The 16,983-nt window shown below is 65.4% G+C and carries 16 protein-coding genes; 12 read left to right on the top strand and 4 right to left on the bottom strand.

Translation table 11 applies throughout. From position 1 onward, the window contains the following. Positions 1-232 (bottom strand): ABC transporter permease subunit (locus tag AC3WG5_RS15520; RefSeq protein ID WP_492569421.1); only part of this gene is annotated, 232 nt, incomplete at its 3' end. 105 nt (positions 233-337) lie between these two features. Then, the gene (locus AC3WG5_RS15515) at positions 338-1,108 is read right to left on the bottom strand and encodes an ABC transporter substrate-binding protein (protein WP_008954216.1); all 771 of its coding nucleotides are present in this window, start codon (positions 1,106-1,108) and stop codon (positions 338-340) included. Between the two features lie 434 nt (positions 1,109-1,542). Between AC3WG5_RS15515 and AC3WG5_RS15510 the strand changes: the two genes are divergently transcribed. The 6 genes from AC3WG5_RS15510 (at position 1,543) to AC3WG5_RS15485 (ending at position 6,800) form a co-directional block, all read left to right on the top strand. After that, on the top strand, positions 1,543-2,796 hold the full coding sequence (locus AC3WG5_RS15510; protein WP_492569419.1) for an Hsp70 family protein: 1,254 nt from the start codon (positions 1,543-1,545) through the stop codon (positions 2,794-2,796). 186 nt (positions 2,797-2,982) lie between these two features. Next, positions 2,983-3,354, top strand: coding sequence for an ArsR/SmtB family transcription factor (locus AC3WG5_RS15505; RefSeq protein WP_008954214.1), 372 nt, complete (start codon positions 2,983-2,985; stop codon positions 3,352-3,354). Between the two features lie 5 nt (positions 3,355-3,359). Continuing rightward, on the top strand, positions 3,360-3,839 hold the full coding sequence (locus AC3WG5_RS15500) for an arsenate reductase ArsC (RefSeq protein ID WP_492569417.1): 480 nt from the start codon (positions 3,360-3,362) through the stop codon (positions 3,837-3,839). 13 nt (positions 3,840-3,852) lie between these two features. After that, on the top strand, positions 3,853-4,215 hold the full coding sequence (gene arsD / locus AC3WG5_RS15495) for an arsenite efflux transporter metallochaperone ArsD (RefSeq protein ID WP_482581742.1): 363 nt from the start codon (positions 3,853-3,855) through the stop codon (positions 4,213-4,215). A 20-nt stretch (positions 4,216-4,235) separates the two neighbouring features. Beyond that, a complete protein-coding gene (arsA, locus tag AC3WG5_RS15490) occupies positions 4,236-5,990 on the top strand; it encodes an arsenical pump-driving ATPase (protein WP_492569416.1) in 1,755 nt (584 codons plus the stop codon). 87 nt (positions 5,991-6,077) lie between these two features. After that, positions 6,078-6,800, top strand: coding sequence for an MIP/aquaporin family protein (locus AC3WG5_RS15485; RefSeq protein WP_492569415.1), 723 nt, complete (start codon positions 6,078-6,080; stop codon positions 6,798-6,800). Between the two features lie 54 nt (positions 6,801-6,854). Here the strand turns inward: AC3WG5_RS15485 and AC3WG5_RS15480 are convergent, their stop codons facing one another. Beyond that, a complete protein-coding gene (locus AC3WG5_RS15480) occupies positions 6,855-7,964 on the bottom strand; it encodes a substrate-binding domain-containing protein (RefSeq protein ID WP_492569413.1) in 1,110 nt (369 codons plus the stop codon). 309 nt (positions 7,965-8,273) lie between these two features. Between AC3WG5_RS15480 and AC3WG5_RS15475 the strand changes: the two genes are divergently transcribed. The 5 genes from AC3WG5_RS15475 to AC3WG5_RS15455 are packed head-to-tail and all read left to right on the top strand — an operon-like array spanning position 8,274 to position 14,239. Next, a complete protein-coding gene (locus AC3WG5_RS15475; protein WP_482581748.1) occupies positions 8,274-8,753 on the top strand; it encodes a formate dehydrogenase subunit gamma in 480 nt (159 codons plus the stop codon). Further along, entirely contained in the window at positions 8,750-10,294 is a 1,545-nt protein-coding gene (locus AC3WG5_RS15470; RefSeq protein WP_492569411.1) for a formate dehydrogenase beta subunit, read from the top strand. Before AC3WG5_RS15475 ends, AC3WG5_RS15470 begins: the two co-directional genes overlap by 4 nt. Positions 10,295-10,304: 10 nt before the next feature. Next, positions 10,305-13,157, top strand: a complete 2,853-nt coding sequence (gene fdhF, locus AC3WG5_RS15465) for a formate dehydrogenase subunit alpha (RefSeq protein ID WP_492569410.1) — start codon at positions 10,305-10,307, stop codon at positions 13,155-13,157. Then, complete coding sequence (gene fdhD / locus AC3WG5_RS15460) at positions 13,154-13,999, top strand: formate dehydrogenase accessory sulfurtransferase FdhD (RefSeq protein ID WP_492569409.1); 846 nt, start codon at positions 13,154-13,156, stop codon at positions 13,997-13,999. The genes fdhF and fdhD overlap by 4 nt, the downstream gene beginning before the upstream one ends. Positions 14,000-14,014: 15 nt before the next feature. After that, positions 14,015-14,239, top strand: coding sequence for a formate dehydrogenase subunit delta (locus tag AC3WG5_RS15455; protein WP_014087212.1), 225 nt, complete (start codon positions 14,015-14,017; stop codon positions 14,237-14,239). Between the two features lie 138 nt (positions 14,240-14,377). Here AC3WG5_RS15455 and AC3WG5_RS15450 read toward each other — a convergent pair whose 3' ends face one another. Continuing rightward, positions 14,378-15,322 carry a choline sulfate utilization transcriptional regulator gene (locus AC3WG5_RS15450; protein ID WP_492569407.1) on the bottom strand — a complete coding sequence of 315 codons (945 nt, stop codon included), beginning with the start codon at positions 15,320-15,322 and terminating at the stop codon, positions 14,378-14,380. Positions 15,323-15,427: 105 nt separating this feature from the next. On the opposite strand from AC3WG5_RS15450, the gene betC reads away from it, so the two are divergent. Further along, on the top strand, positions 15,428-16,957 hold the full coding sequence (gene betC, locus AC3WG5_RS15445) for a choline-sulfatase (protein WP_492569406.1): 1,530 nt from the start codon (positions 15,428-15,430) through the stop codon (positions 16,955-16,957). Positions 16,958-16,983: the final 26 nt, after the last annotated feature.

Genomic DNA, 16,983 nt, shown 5'->3' with positions numbered 1-16,983 from the left:
TGAGCAGCATCTGCAGGCTGTAGAACAGCAGCAGCATGATCACCAGGTCGGGCACGCTGCGGATCAGCGTGGTGTAGGCCGTGGCGAGGTATCGCAACGGTCGGTGGCTGGACAGCTTGGCCGAGGCGCCCACCAGTCCGATCAGGACGGAGAGCAGCATCGACACCAGTGCCAGCTTGATGGTCTGCAGCGTTCCCTCAAAAATCAGCGGGCCAAAGCCTTGCAGAAACATGGCATTCTCCTTAAGACGCACGCCGGAGACACCGTAACCACGGGTGTCTCCGGAGCATGCACGTCCCAGTCCCGCCCGTCGTGGGCAGGACTGAATCAGTACCGATCAGTTGTAGATGTCGAAGGAGAAGTACTTCTTGGCGAGGCGGTCGAAGGTACCGTCCTTGTGAATGGCGGCGAGTGCCTGGTTGACCTGCTGGCGCAGGTCGGCGTCGTCCTTGCGCAGGCCGATCGCGGTGCCGGTGCCCAGCGTTTTCGGGTCTTTCAGCTCCGGGCCGGCAAAGGCGAAGTCACGGCCCTGCGGGGTCTTGAGGAAGCCGATGTCGGCCTGCACCGCGTCCTGGAGGGCGGCATCGAGGCGGCCCGAGCCCAGGTCAGCCAGCACCAGGCTCTGGTTCTGGTACGGCACCACGTTCACACCCTTGGGCTCCCAGTAGGCCTTGGCGTAGGTTTCCTGGGTGGTGCCCTGCTCGACGCCGATGCGCTTGCTCTTCAACGATTCGGCGGTGGGCAGCAGGTTGCTGCCCTTCTTGGCGACCATGCGCACCGGGGCGTTGAACAGCTTGTCGGAGAAGGCGATCTGCTCGGCGCGCTTCTCGGTGACCGACAGCGACGACAGGATGCCGTCGAATTTCTTGGCCTTGAGCGCCGGGATCATGCCGTCGAAGTCGTTCTCGACCCACACGCATTTGGCTTTCAGTTTCTCGCAGATGGCATTGCCCAGATCGACGTCAAAACCGACCAGCTTGCCGTCGGCAGCTTTCGATTCGAACGGGGCGTAGCTGGCATCAACGCCGAAGCGGATGACTTTCCAGTCTTTGGCAAAAGCGCCGACGGACGCTAGCGACAGCATCAGGCATGCAGCCAGTTTCTTCATGTTTTCTCCTCGGCCAATCTTGGCTCTTATTTCGCGGCAACCGTGGTGGCGGGCACGCCGCAAGCATGTGGGGTAAAGGTGGGTTTCGCGGTCGAGGTTCGGGGTGGCATTGCCTCTCGCCTGCCCCGAACCTCGACCGCGCGACGATCATTTCAGTAAATCGGCGCGCCAGCAATCGCCCTCGCGGCGCTGTCGCGCTCGCCGCTGCGCCGCACAAAATCAGGTGAAGTAGGCAATATATCGTTTGGAAACAACAACATGAGCCATTGTTATATGACGACGACCAGGGGCGAAGGCCGACGCGCCACTTCCCGCATCTGTACGTGACTGTCGCGATTACGAAATCGGTCCGGCAACAGAATGTGGACAAGCGGGATGGCCCAGTTTCCGCTATACTCGCGCGCCTTCCAGAAGCAAAGCGGAGTAAGAGCAGCATGACGACCAACGCCTGCGGCGTGGATTTTGGCACGTCCAATTCGACCGTCGGGTGGCACCGCCCCGGCCAACCCAGCCTACTGGCACTGGAAGACGGCAAGGCGACCTTGCCGTCGGTGGTGTTTTTCAACGCCGACGAAGACTCGGTGGCCGTGGGCCGCGCCGCGCTCGGCGAGTACCTCGAAGGGTACGAGGGGCGGCTGATGCGCTCGCTCAAGAGCATCCTCGGCACGGGCCTGATGAACGGCCAGACCGAGGTGCAGGGGCGCGTGCTGCGCTTCCTCGATTTGCTGGCGATGTTCATCGACGGTCTCAAGACCCGAGCCGAGCGCCAGGCCGGGCGCCACTTCCGCCAGGCGGTGTTCGGCCGTCCGGTGTTCTTCGTCGACGACGACCCCAAGGCCGACAAGTTGGCCGAAGACACGCTGGGCGAGATCGCGCGCCGCGCCGGCTTCAGCGATATCGAATTTCAGTTCGAACCGATCGCGGCCGCCTTCGACTACGAGAGCCGCGTCGAGCGCGAGGAACTGGTGCTGGTGGTCGACATCGGCGGTGGCACCTCCGACTTCACGCTGATCCGCGTCTCGCCGGAGCGCGCCGGCAAGCTCGACCGGCGCGACGACATCCTCGCCAACTGCGGCGTGCACATCGGCGGCACCGATTTCGACAAGCAGCTCAGCCTGCATGCGGTGATGCCGCTTTTGGGCCTCAAGAGCCGGCTCAAAAGCGGCGCCGAAATGCCATCCAGCTACTACTTCAACCTCGCCACCTGGCACACCATCAACTTCGCCTACACGCGTCAGGCCCTGGCCAGCCTAAAGGACGTGTACAACGAGGCGCTGGAAAGCGACAAGCTCGACCGGCTGTTCGCGCTGGTCAACAAGCGCGCCGGGCACTGGCTGGCGATCCAGGTGGAAGCGGCCAAGATCGGGCTGTCTTCGGCCGACCTGGTCACGCTGCCGCTCGGCGAAATCGAAGCCGGCCTGCAGCACGACATCACGCGCGCCCAGTTCGACCAGTCCATCGCCCAGCAGATCGACACCATCGAGAGCACCGTGCGCCGCCTGCTGCTGGACGCCAACGTCAAGGCCGGTGACGTCGATACCGTGTTCTTCACCGGTGGCGCCAGCGGCGTGCCGCTGCTGCGCCAACGCATCGCCGCCGTGCTGCCGACGGCACGTGCGGTGGAGGGCGATCTTTATGGCAGCATCGGCTGCGGCCTGGCCCTGGACGCGGCACGACGCTTTGCCTGAGTGACGGCGGGCGCCCTGATCGGGCGACACGCCGTGCCAGGCCGCCAACTGGCATCTCTCTATCAATTTCAAGGCGGCGTGCCGATTCCGACTTTCGAGCCGCCCTCTTCCCTAGGCAATCCGACGAGGGAACAGCGTGGGAAATCAGGCTGGACTATATTTCAATAATTCTTGTAGTATTGATTTATGGAAAAGCACACCGCCACCAAGCTCTTCGAATCGCTCTCCTCCGGGATCCGGCTCGACATCTACCGCCTGCTGGTCAAGTGCGGTCGGGACGGCATGGTTGCCGGCCAGATCGCGGCCACGCTCGATCTGCCGCCCAACAACGTGTCTTTCCACCTGAAGGGCATGAACCATGCCGGGCTGGTCACGGTGGAGCAGGAAGGCCGCTTCCAGCGTTACCGGGCCAACCTGCCCCAGATGCTCGAATTGATCGCCTACCTGACGGAAGAGTGCTGCGCCGGCCACCCGGAGCACTGCCTCGTCCCGCCGGCCGAATCATGCTGCCCGGAGGCGGCGCGTTCCCCGACTCCCACCTCGTCGCCCGAAAGTTGAACCGAATGAATGTCCTGTTCCTGTGTACCGGTAACTCCTGCCGCTCGATCCTGGGCGAGGCCACCTTCAACCACCTGGCGCCGAAAGGCTGGCGCGCGATGAGCGCCGGCAGCCGGCCGACCGGCCAGGTCCACCCCCGTTCGCTCGCCCTGCTGGCGCGCGAAGGCATCTCGACCGAGGGCTATTACAGCAAGTCGTGGGATAACCTGCCGGCGACTCCCGACATCGTGATCACCGTCTGCGCCAGCGCCGCCGGCGAAACCTGCCCGGCCTATCTGGGTCCGGTGCTGCGTACCCACTGGGGCGTGGAAGATCCTGCTCACGCAACCGGTACCGACGAGGAAATCGACGCGGCCTTCATGACCGCCTACCGCATTCTGCGTGCCCGTATCGAGGCCTTCCTGGCGCTGCCGCTGGCCACGTTGCAGCAGGACAAGGCCGCACTGAAGGCCGAGATGGACCAGATCGCCACCCTTACCGCGTAAAGGAGATTCACCCATGGCAACCATTCAGGTATTCGACCCCGCACTGTGCTGCAGCTCCGGCGTCTGTGGCGTGGACGTCGACCAGGCGCTGGTGACGTTTGCCAGCGACGTGGACTGGCTGAAGCAGAACGGTGGCCAGATCGACCGCTTCAACCTGGCGCAGCAACCGCTCGCCTTCGCCGAGAACGCCGCCGTCAAAGCGTTCCTGGAGCGCTCGGGCCAGGAAGGCCTGCCGCTGATCCTGGTGGACGGTGAACTGGCGCTGGCCGGCCGCTACCCGCGCCGCGCCGAGTTGGCGCGCTGGGCCGGCATCAGCCAGCTTGCGGTAGAGCTGAAACCGGCTTCGGGTTGTTGTTCCGGCAGCGGTTGCTGCTGAGCCTCCAAGAAAGGATGCCCATGCTGTTCCTCGATCATCTTCCGCCGTTTTTGTTCTTCACCGGCAAGGGCGGTGTCGGCAAGACTTCGCTGGCATGCGCCACCGCCATCCGGCTGGCCGACCAAGGCAAACGCGTGCTGCTGGTCAGCACTGATCCGGCCTCCAACGTCGGCCAGGTCTTCGGCGTCACCATCGGCAACGTGGTCACGCCGATCGACGCGGTGCCGGGGTTGAATGCACTGGAAATCGATCCGCAGGCCGCCGCCCAGGCCTACCGCGACCGCATCGTCGGCCCGGTGCGCGGCGTCTTGCCGGAGACGGTGGTCAAGGGCATCGAGGAGCAGTTATCCGGCGCCTGCACGACCGAAATCGCCGCGTTTGACGAGTTCACCGCGCTACTGACCGACACGGCCCTGCAGGCCGGCTACGACCATATCGTGTTCGACACCGCGCCGACCGGACATACCATCCGCCTGCTGCAACTGCCGGGCGCCTGGAGCGGTTTCCTGGAGGAAGGCAAAGGCGATGCCTCCTGCCTCGGTCCGCTGGCCGGACTGGAAAAGCAGCGCAGCCAGTACCAGGGGGCCGTGGCAGCCTTATCGGACGCGCGTCGCACCCGCCTGATCCTGGTCGCCCGCGCGCAACGCTCGACCCTGCGCGAGGTGGCGCGCACCCATGAAGAACTGGCGGCCATCGGGCTGACCCAGCACTACCTGGTAGTCAACGGCATCCTGCCGCAATCGGAAACGTCGGGTGACGCGCTGGCGGCCGCCGTCTGGCAGCGCGAACAGGCCGCACTGGCCGAGCTGCCGCCCGTGCTGCGCGATCTCCCCACCGACCACGTGCCGCTGATGCCGTACAACCTGGTGGGGTTGCCGGCGCTGCGCCGGATGCTGGCGTCGCAGGAAGACTGCGCGGGCGACGCCGTCGAGGCCATTGTCCTTCCCGACGCGCCCGATCTGGCCACGCTGGTCGACGGACTGGCGGGCGACGGGCACGGCCTGATCATGCTGATGGGCAAAGGCGGTGTCGGCAAAACCACGCTGGCGGCCGCCGTCGCCGTCGAGCTGGCCCGCCGTGGCCACCCGGTCCATCTGACCACTTCGGACCCGGCCGCCCATCTGACGGAAACGCTCGAGGGCTCGCTCGCCAACCTGAGCGTCAGCCGCATCGACCCGCACACCGAAACCGAGCGCTATCGCCAACAGGTGCTGGCCACCAAGGGCAAGGGGCTGGACGAGCAGGGCCGCGCCATGCTGGAAGAAGACCTGCGCTCCCCGTGCACCGAAGAAATCGCCGTATTCCAGGCGTTCTCGCGCGTGATCCGCGAGGCGGGACGCAAGTTCGTGGTGATGGATACCGCCCCCACCGGACACACCCTGCTGCTGCTCGACGCCACCGGCGCCTATCACCGCGAGGTGGCGCGCCAGATGGGCGCCAGCGGCATCCACTTCACCACCCCGATGATGCAGTTGCAGGACCCGGCCCAGACCAAGGTGCTGATCGTGACCTTGGCCGAAACCACGCCGGTGCTCGAGGCCGCCAACCTGCAGTCCGATCTGCGCCGTGCCGGTATCGAACCCTGGGCCTGGATCATCAACAACAGCCTGGCCTTGGCCAATCCGACGTCGCCGCTGTTGCGACGACGTGCCGCCAATGAGCTGGCGCAGATCGATGCCGTGGCCACCCGCCATGCCCAGCGCTGGGCGGTGGTGCCGCTGCAGGCCGAGGAACCGGTCGGTGTCGAGCGGCTGCAAGGGCTGACGCGTCATTGAGCGGCGCTGAGAGACAACACCATCATGACCAATAAAACCTGCAACACCGGGCAGCGTGGACTGCGCCAGCCGGGGGAGAAGTAATCAATGGATTTACCGCGTCGTTTAGTGGCCGAGTGGCTGGGGACGGCCTTGCTGCTGGCCACGGTGGTGGGCTCCGGCATCATGGCCGAGCGCCTGTCGGGCGGGAATGTCGGCGTGGCGCTGCTGGCTAACGCCATCGCCACCGGCGGCGGCCTGGTGGCGCTGATCCTGACCTTCGGCGGCATCTCGGGCGCCCACTTCAACCCGGTCGTCTCGCTGGCGGCGGCGCTGCGCCGCGAGCTGTCCGGCCGCGAGGCCCTGCTCTATGCGCTCGCCCAGCTCTTCGGTGCATTTTGCGGTGTGGCGGCCGCGCACGGCATGTTCGGCGAGCCGCTGTTGTTCGCTTCGCAGCACATCCGCACCGGCCCGTCGCAATGGTGGAGCGAGTTCGTCGCCACCTTCGGCCTGCTGGCGGTGATCTTCGGCTGTTCGCGCAGCCGGCCGGATGCGGTGCCTTATGCCGTGGCATCGTACATCGTCGGCGCCTACTGGTTCACCGCGTCCACCTCGTTCGCCAACCCGGCCGTGACGCTGGCGCGTGCCGCCACCGACACCTTCTCCGGCATCCGCCCGCTCGACACGCCGGGCTTCATCGTGGCGCAACTGGCCGGCGCGCTGGCCGCTACCGTGTTCTTCGGCTGGCTGCTGCGCGACAAGTCGCCGCTGGCGCTGGACCTGATGGCCAACGCCGCCGAGGATCGCGCGGCCAGGCCGCTGCACGATTGATCCCTTCCTGCCGGGACGGGCGATGGTTGCCCGACGCGTCCCGGGCCGGTGGGCTCAGTACGGTGCCGCCAGCTCCGGAAACGCCTCGTCCACGCTGAGGATGGCGCCGGACTGGGCGCCATCGTAGCCGGGCAGCTGGCCAATGTCGCGCCGGAACTCGGCGCTTTGCAAGGCGGCAATCATGGTCTGCAGCGCGGGATGCTCCAACGTCGCGCGGCGCACCAGGAAGAAATAGCGCTCGGTCTGCAGCGGCAGGAAGTCCAGGTCGAAACGCCGCGCGGCGGTCTCGATGCCGAGCCCGACGTCGGCCATGCCGCTGGCGATGAACGCCGCCACCGCCGCGTGGGTCAATTCCGCCTGTTCATAGCCGTGCACCTGAAGCGGCGATACGCCGGCTTTCTGCAGCAGCTTGTCGAGCAACAGCCGGGTGCCCGAGCCCGGCTGACGGTTGACGAAGCGCACCTCCGGCCGTCCCAGGTCGGCGATTTCGTAGATCTTGCGCGGGTTGCCACGCACCACCATCAGGCCCTGGCGCCGTGTCACGATATGAATGACGCGCTGCTCGTGGCGATCGAAGTGCTCGGCGTAGCTGGCGGCGATCGTCCTCTGGAATTCGCCCAGCGGCACGTGGAAGCCGGCCAGGTCGCACTCCCCCGCATGCAGCGCCGCCACGGCGTCCTGGCTGCTGCGGTACTTGAGGTCGATGGCCATGCCCGCGGCGCTCAGGGTGCGCACCAGCATTTCCACGGCAAAGCCATGGCTGGCGTGCAGCCGCAGCGGCGCACCTACCGCCTGCAGGGCGTGGCGCAGTTCGGTCTCGATTTCTGATGCAAGCGTTTCCAGCAAGGGCCCGATGCGCGCCTTGATGCGGCGGTTGGCCCACACCAGTTTTTCCCCCAGCGGCGTCAGCCCCGCGCCCTTGCCGCGCGCCATGTCCAATAGCGGCACCCCGAGCGCGTCCTGCGCCTGCTGCACCAGCCCCCAGGCGTGCCGGTACGAGGTGTCGCAGGCCTTGGCGGCGGTCAGCAGGCTGCCGTGCGTCTGCACCGCCGTCAGCAACTCGATCACGCGGAACGGGATTTGGTCGCCGCTGTCGGCGGCCAGTTCCCATACCAGCTGGCTTTGCACCCGCAGGCGCTGCGCCATATTATGTTTTGATTGCATAATCGTCCGGCAATCTGGTTCATATTGAAAAGCACCCCATAACCTAGCACACTGCGGCTCATCACGGCTTTCATTATGTTTTTGGAAGCATATGGAATGGCGTGTTCCCAACCATTCGGCGTCGGATTCAGACAGATCGGTCGCGCTTTTCAGCGGGACAATCAAGGATGTCCGAGAATGATTGAGAGCAGGCTCTCAAAATCTGTTCACGATCTGTCGCGAGCGCCCCGGACGGGGTGAAGAGCCACGCCTGTGCCCGACCGGGGCCGACAGCAAGATCGGAAGCAGGTTTTCAACAGGGGATATCCAATGACGACCGAACAAGACCTGGCGCACGCGTCGCTCCAGGCCATCCTCCAGACGCACCAGAACCAGCCCGGCGCCTTGCTGCCGATTCTGCACGACGTGCAGGATACGCTGGGCTTTATCCCGGACTGGGCGGTGGCCGACATCGCCAAGGCGCTCAGCCAGTCGCGTGCCGAAGTGCACGGCGTCATCACGTTCTATCACCATTTCCGCACCACACCGCCAGCGCAGCACACGCTGCAGATCTGCCAGGCCGAGGCCTGTCAGGCGCGCGGCAGCCGCGAGCTGACCGCGCACGCGGAACAGGTGTTGGGCTGTAGCCTGCACGGCCGTAGCGCCGATCAAAGCATCGGGCTCGAACCGGTGTACTGCCTGGGCCTGTGCTCCACCGGCCCGAACATCCAGTTGAACGACAAGATGGTCTCGCGCGTCGACGCCGCCAAGCTCGACCGCCTCCTGGCCAACGTGAAGGAGGCACAATGAGCATCCGCCTGTTTGTCCCGAGAGATTCCGCCGCCCTCGCCCTGGGCGCCGACGACACCGCCGCCGCCCTCGCCGCCGAAGCAGCGCGCCGCAGTGTCGACATCGAGCTGGTACGCAACGGCTCGCGCGGCCTGTTCTGGCTCGAACCCCTGGTCGAGGTAGAGACCGAGCGCGGCCGCGTCGCCTACGGCCCGGTCGAGGCCGACGACGTGGCGGAGCTGTTCGACGCGCTGGTCCATGGCGCGGAACACCCGCTCGGCCACGGACTGACCGACGACATCCCCTATCTGAAGAAGCAGGAACGCCTGACCTTCGCCCGCGTCGGCATCACCGACCCGCTGTCGCTGGCCGACTATCAGGCGCATGAAGGCTTTGCCGGTCTCAAGCGCGCGCTGAGCATGGATGGCGCGGCGATCGTGCAGGAAGTGCTCGACTCCGGTCTGCGCGGCCGTGGTGGCGCGGCGTTCCCGACCGGCATCAAGTGGCGCACCGTGGCGCTGGCCGAAGCCGCCCAGAAATACGTGGTGTGCAACGCCGACGAGGGCGACTCCGGCACCTACTCCGACCGGATGGTGATGGAAGACGACCCGTTCATGCTGATCGAGGGCATGACCATCGCCGGCCTCGCCGTGGGCGCGACCCAGGGTTACATCTACGTCCGCTCCGAGTACCCGCATTCTTTCGACGTACTGAACCAGGCGATCAGGTTGGCCGAAGACGCCGGCTTCCTCGGCGAGAACATCCTCGCTTCCGGCAAGCGCTTCAAGCTCGACGTGCGCAAGGCCGCCGGTGCCTACGTCTGCGGCGAAGAAACCGCAATGCTGGAGAGCCTCGAGGGCAAGCGCGGCGTGGTGCGCGCCAAGCCGCCGCTGCCGGCGCTCTCCGGCTTGTTCGGCCAACCTACCGTGATCAACAACGTCATCTCGCTGGCCAGCGTGCCGGTGATCCTGGCGCGAGGTGCCGCGTTCTACGCCGACTACGGCATGGGCCGCTCCAAGGGCACGCTGCCGTTCCAGCTCGCCGGCAACCTGAAGTACGGCGGCCTGGTGGAAAAAGCCTTCGGCCTGACCTTGCGTGAACTGCTGCACGATTTCGGCGGCGGCAGCGCCTCCGGCCGGCCGATCCGTGCGGTGCAAGTGGGCGGTCCGCTCGGCGCCTACCTGCCGGAGTCGCAGTTCGACACCCCGCTCGATTACGAAGCCTTCGCCGCGCTCGGCGCCGTGGTCGGCCACGGCGGCATCGTGGCCTTCGACGACACCGTCGACATGGCCGAGCAGGCGCGCTACGCCATGGAATTTTGCGCCATCGAATCCTGCGGCAAGTGCACGCCCTGTCGCATCGGCTCGACACGCGGCGTCGAGGTGATCCAGCGCATCCAGAAAGATGAAAAACGTCCACAGCAGATCGCCCTGCTGCGCGACCTGTGCGACACCATGCTGCACGGCTCGCTGTGCGCGATGGGCGGCATGACACCCTACCCGGTGCTGTCGGCACTCAACCATTTCCCCGAAGATTTCGGTGCCAACGACGCGGCAGAGTAAGGAACAGACGATGAACACCCAGATTCACGACACCGACTTCGGCACCCCGGCCCGCGTTTCCGACAAGCTGGTCACGCTGGAAATCGACGGCCAGCAAGTCACCGTACCGGAAGGCACCTCGCTGATGCGCGCCGCCGCCGAAGCCGGCACCATGGTGCCCAAACTGTGCGCCACCGACAGCCTGGAACCGTTCGGCTCCTGCCGCCTGTGCCTGGTCGAGATCGAAGGCCGGCGCGGCTTTCCCGCTTCCTGTACCACCCCGGCCGAGGCCGGCATGGTGGTCCGCACCCAGAGCGACAAGCTGCAGAGCCTGCGCAAGGGGGTGATGGAGCTGTACATTTCCGACCACCCGCTCGACTGCCTGACCTGTTCGGCCAACGGCAACTGCGAACTGCAGGACATGGCCGGCGTCACAGGCCTGCGCGAAGTGCGCTACGGCCTGGCCGGCGAAAACCACCTGGACAGCCCGAAGGACGAATCCAACCCCTACTTCAGCTACGACCCGGCCAAGTGCATCGTCTGCAACCGCTGCGTGCGTGCCTGCGAGGAAACTCAGGGTACCTTCGCGCTGACCATCTCCGGACGCGGCTTCGAGTCTCGCGTGTCGCCGGGCCAGAGCGAGGCCTTCATGGAGTCCGAGTGCGTCTCCTGCGGCGCCTGCGTCGACGCCTGCCCCACCGCTACGCTGCAGGAAAAATCGGTAATCCAGTTCGGCCAGCCGGAACACAGCAAGATCACCACCTGCGCCTACTGCGGCGTCGGCTGCGGCTTCAAGGCCGAGATGAAGGGCAACCAGGTAGTGCGCATGACGCCGTGGAAGGACGGCAAGGCCAACGAGGGCCATGCCTGCGTCAAGGGCCGTTTTGCCTGGGGCTATGCTACCCACCCGGACCGCATCACCAAGCCGATGATCCGCAGCAAGATCACCGACCCGTGGCGCGAAGTGAGCTGGGATGAGGCGATTGCCTACGCCGCCAGCGAGTTCAAGCGCCTGCAGGCCAAGTACGGCAAGGATTCCATCGGCGGCATCACCTCCAGCCGCTGCACCAACGAAGAAACCTATCTGGTGCAGAAGCTGATCCGCGCCGGCTTCGGCAACAACAACGTCGACACCTGCGCCCGCGTCTGCCACTCGCCCACCGGCTACGGCCTGGGCCAGACCTACGGCACCTCGGCCGGCACCCAGACCTTCAAGTCGATCGAACAGACCGACGTGGTCCTGGTGATCGGCGCCAACCCCACCGATGCCCACCCGGTGTTCGGTTCGCGCATGAAAAAGCGCCTGCGCGAGGGCGCCAAATTGATCGTGATCGACCCGCGCCAGATCGATCTGATCAACAGCCCGCACATCCAGGCCGACTACCACCTGCCGCTGAAACCCGGCACCAACGTGGCGATGATCACCGCGCTGGCGCACGTCATCGTCACCGAAGGGCTGTTGGCCGACGACTTCATCGCCGAGCGCTGCGAGGAGAAATCCTTCCACGACTGGAAAGATTTCGTCGCCAAGCCGGAAAACTCGCCGGAAGCCACCGCCGAGATCACCGGCGTGCCGGCCGAGCTGGTGCGCGGCGCCGCGCGGCTGTACGCCACCGGCGGCAACGCGGCGATCTACTACGGTCTCGGCGTTACCGAGCACAGCCAGGGTTCCACCATGGTGATCGGCATCGCCAACCTGGCGATGGCCACCGGCAACATCGGCCGTGAAGGCGTCGGCGTCAACCCGCTGCGCGGCCAGAACAACGTGCAGGGCTCGTGCGACATGGGTTCCTTCCCGCACGAGTTGCCGGGCTACCGCCACATTTCCGACGACGCCACGCGCCACCTGTTCGAAGACGCCTGGGGCGTGACGCTGGACCCGGAGCCGGGCCTGCGCATCCCTAACATGTTCGACGCCGCGCTCTCGGGCAGCTTCATGGGCCTCTACTGCGAAGGCGAGGACATCGTGCAGTCCGACCCGAACACCCAGCACGTCACCGCCGCGCTGTCGGCGATGGAATGCATCGTGGTACAGGACATCTTCCTTAATGAAACCGCCAAGTACGCCCACGTGTTCCTGCCCGGCTCCTCGTTCCTGGAGAAGGACGGCACCTTCACCAACGCCGAGCGCCGCATCTCGCGCGTGCGCCAGGTGATGAAACCCTTGGCCAAGTACGCCGACTGGGAAGTCACGCAGCTCTTGGCCAACGCCCTGGGCATGAAGATGGACTACACCCATCCGTCGCAGATCATGGACGAGATCGCCCGTCTCACACCGAGCTTTGCCGGTGTCAGCTACGAGAAGATCGACAAGCACGGCAGCGTGCAGTGGCCGTGCAACGACGACGCGCCGGATGGCACCCCGACCATGCACATCGACGGTTTCGTGCGCGGCAAGGGCAAGTTCTTCGTCACCCAGTACATCGCCACCGATGAAAAGGTGAACCGGCGCTTCCCGCTGATCCTCACCACCGGCCGCATCCTGTCGCAGTACAACGTCGGTGCCCAGACCCGCCGCACCGCCAACAGCATGTGGCATCCGGAAGACGTGCTGGAGATTCATCCGCACGATGCAGAGGAGCGCGGCATCAAGGATGGCGACAGCGTGGCGGTGACCAGCCGGGCCGGCGAGACGGTGCTGCACGCCAAGGTCAGCGAGCGGATGCAGCCGGGCGTGGTGTACACCACCTTCCACTTCCCGGAATCCGGCGCCAACGTGATTACCACCGACAATTCGGACTGGGCCACCAACTGTCCGGAATACAAGGTCACCGCGGTGCAGGTGCTGCCGGTAACGCAGCCGTCCGAGTGGCAGCAAAGCTACCAGCGCTTCAACCAGACCCAGCTCGAACTGCTCGAGCAGGCTGGAGAAGGCAAGGCATGATGGGGGCGCCCGAGTCCTCTCCTAGCCCCAGCGGCGCCACCACCCGTCAGGTGCAAACCTGGCAAAACGGGGTGGTGGCCGACAGCCTCGACACCTTGGCCGAAGAAATTCCGGTGGCGCTGGAGTTCAACGGCATCTCGCACGCGGTGATGCTGGCGACTCCGCTCGACCTGGAAGACTTCGCGCTGGGTTTTGCCATCAGCGAGGGCATCGTCGACACGCCGAAAGAAGTGTTCGACATCCAGGTGGAGACGGGCTGCGACGGCATCACGGTCAAGCTCGAGATTGCCGCCGGCTGCTTCGCCCGGCTCAAGGAAATGCGCCGCAACCTCACCGGCCGTACCGGCTGCGGGCTATGCGGGACCGAAAGCCTGGCGCGCGCCATTCGTCCCTTGCGGCCTCTGGCGCAGCCGCGAACGCTGGATGCCGAGGCGGTGCGGCGTGCCCTGGCCGGGTTGCGCCGGCATCAGGCGCTGCAGCAAGTTACCGGGGCGACGCACGCCGCCGCCTGGTGCGACGACAGCGGCGAGCTGCGTTTGCTGCGTGAAGACGTCGGCCGCCACAACGCCCTCGACAAACTGATCGGTGCGGCCTTGGCCTCGCACCCCGCCGAGCGCGATGGCTTCATGGTGGTCACCAGTCGCGCCAGCATGGAAATGGTGCAGAAAACCGTGACTGCCGGCTTCTCCACCCTGGTGGCGATTTCGGCCCCGACCCGGCTCGCGGTGGACCTTGCCCAACAGGCCGGCCTGTGCCTGATCGGCTTTGCCCGCCCCGAGCGCTGGGTCGCCTACAGCCATGCCGAACGTATCGTCGCCCCGCTCCCACGCTCCTCCGATTGAAACCGAGAACGCACCATGGATACACATCACCTGACCCGCATGGCCAACCAGATCGGCAGCTTCTTCGAGGCCATGCCGGATCACCAGGAAGCCCTCGCGGGCATTTCGCAACACATCAAACGCTTCTGGGAACCGCGCATGCGCCGCGAACTGCAGCAGTACCTGCAGCAAGGCGACGGTGCCGAATTGAGCGGGATCGTACTCGAAGCACTGCAGGCCGATGACGACTGGAAGGTCTGATCGCCCGAGCGGATAGCCCCAACGCCCGGCACCCGAAGGCGGCTGCCGGGCCTTTTTCATGCGGCGTGTCGACCAGGCCAACGGCTTCGCCCGGTTTCGCGAGCCAGCTCTCCGCCTGCCTACCCTCTTGTCGTCACCCTATGCGGATGTACCGTCCGGCCCAGCCTGTTCCTGAGCCCCATTCGCGCACACCTCACGCGCCCAGCGTCGGAAACGCCCAATTACGCCCGTCAATCGGGTCGACTCCCGCAGCACCAAAAAATAGCCGCGCGGCGTAGTGATCGGCGCATCGACCAGACTGACCAGTTGTCCACCTGCCAGCAGATCCTGCACCAGCGGCAGCCAGCCCAAGGCCACGCCCTGTCCGCTCATGGCGGCCTGAAGCACCAAGGGATAATTGTTGAAGGTCAGGTCGTGCCCGGGATGATGATCGGGCAGCCGATGCCGCTGGAACCAGTCGGGCCAGTCCATCCACCGTGCCGGGGTGGGACGCTCCAGGTGAAGCAAGGGCACCTCGGCCCAGGGAATCGTCTCGCGCCGCCAGCCCGACGCCGCGAGGAAGGACGGGCTGCACACGGGCACGACACTTTCCGGCAGCAGCTTCTCGGCCACGCAGCCCGGCCAGTGCCCTTCGCCGAAGGCAATGGCGACATCGATTACCTCGTCGCGCAGGTCGATCGCCTGCTGCGAGGTGATGATCCTGACTTCCAGCTCCGGCATCTCCTCTCTTAGCGCAGGCAAGCGCGGCATCAACCAATAGGCGGCAAAACCGAAGTCGGTTGCCAGGGTGAGCAAGGGCTGGCGCCGGCGCGCCAGTATCTCCCCGGTCACTTCCCCGATCAGGTCCAGCCCCTGACGCACCGCTTCGAAGAGACGCGCTCCGTCCGCCGTCAGGCTCACTCCGCGATGGCGCCGCGTGAACAAGGGGACGCCGAGTTCGCTCTCCAATTGACCCACACGCAAGCTGACTGCCGGCTGCGTACTGCCAAGCTCGGCCGCCGCCGCCGTGAAGTTGAGGTGGCGCGCGGCCGCTTCGAAATAGAGCAAGGTGTGCAAGGCCGGAAGCCGGGGTGGTTTTGCCATATCGTTTTCTTATGCCTTCATATCATTTTATAGCGTTCACACGGTTGTTATCAGACGCTACATTGTTTCCAAGCATAAGCCAAGCCAATGACAAGGGAGTGCGTCGTGAGCAAGAAACCCAACATCCTGATTCTGATGGCCGACCAATTGACGCCGGGCGCTTTGGCCGCCTACGGCAATACCGTCTGCCAAACCCCCAACATCGACAAACTGGCCCACTCCGGGGTGGTGTTCGATTCGGCCTACACCAACAGCCCGCTGTGCGCACCTGCCCGCTACGTATTCATGTCCGGCAAGCTTCCCTCGCGCATCCACGGCTACGACAATGCATCGGAATTGCCGTCGGAAGTCCTGACCTTCGGCCACTACCTGCGCCATGCCGGCTACCACACCATCCTCTCCGGGAAAATGCATTTCTGTGGCGCCGACCAGCTGCACGGTTTTGAAGAACGCCTGACCACCGACATCTACCCTGCCGACTTCGGTTGGACGCCGGACTGGACGCAGCCCGAAGTGCGTCCCAGCTGGTATCACAATATGGGCTCGGTGATCGATGCCGGCGTCTGCGTGCGGACCAACCAGCTCGATTTCGATGAGGAGGTGGTGTTCGCCGCGCGGCAGAAGCTGTTCGACCTCGCCCGCGGCAACGACCCGCGGCCGTTCTGCATGGTGGTCTCGCTGACCCACCCGCACGATCCGTACGCCATCCCGCAGCGCTACTGGGACCGCTACCGCCACGACGAGATCGATATGCCCAAGGTCACGGCGGCTGACGTGGAGGCCGACCCGCACAGCCTGCGGCTGCGCCATGTCAGCGATATGGACAGCACCCCGCTCAGCGACGAGCAGATTCGCAATGCCCGACATGCCTATTACGGCGCGGTCTCCTTCGTTGACGACCAGATCGGCGCGGTGCTGGACGCCCTGCTGCAGACCGGTCAGGCCGACGACACCATCGTCATCCTGCTGGCGGATCATGGTGACATGCTGGGAGAGCGCGGACTCTGGTACAAGATGAATTTCTTCGAGGGCGCTGCCCGCGTGCCGCTGATCGTCAGTGCACCGGCACGCTTCCCTGCCGGCCGTGTCGGCGCCTCGGTCTCGCTGGCCGACATACTGCCCACGCTGGTGGACCTCGCGCATGACGGCGATAGCCCCGCCCCCCCAGAACCCCTCGACGGGCGCAGCCTGTGGCCTCATCTCGCCGGGCAAGGCGGGCACGATGAAGTCATCGGCGAATACCTCGGCGAAGGTGCCATCGCCCCGCTCGTGATGATCCGGCGCGGCGGCTTCAAGTACATTCACAGCCCCGTCGATCTGGACCAGTTGTACGATCTGCGCGTGGATCCGCTGGAGCGAAACAATCTGGCGGACGACCCGAGCCAGGCCGACCGCATGCACGCCCTGCGCCGGGAGGTGGCCGAACGCTGGGACCTGCCCGCGCTGCATCAGGAGGTTTTGGCCAGCCAGCAACGCCGGCGCTTCCACTACGAGGCGCAAACGATGGGGCAACGCAAGGCGTGGGACTTCCAACCCTTCCAGGATGCCAGCCAGAAATACATGCGCAACCACATCGAGCTCGACACGCTCGAAGCAATGGCGCGCTTCCCCAAAGTTCACGGACACGGTGGTTGAATCCCATCGCCCAAACGAAGGAGCAG

Source organism: Pseudogulbenkiania sp. FW507-F1, from assembly GCF_058781125.1.
Note: the sequence above shows the minus strand (reverse complement) of the source record. Positions and strands in the feature narration are given on the sequence as shown.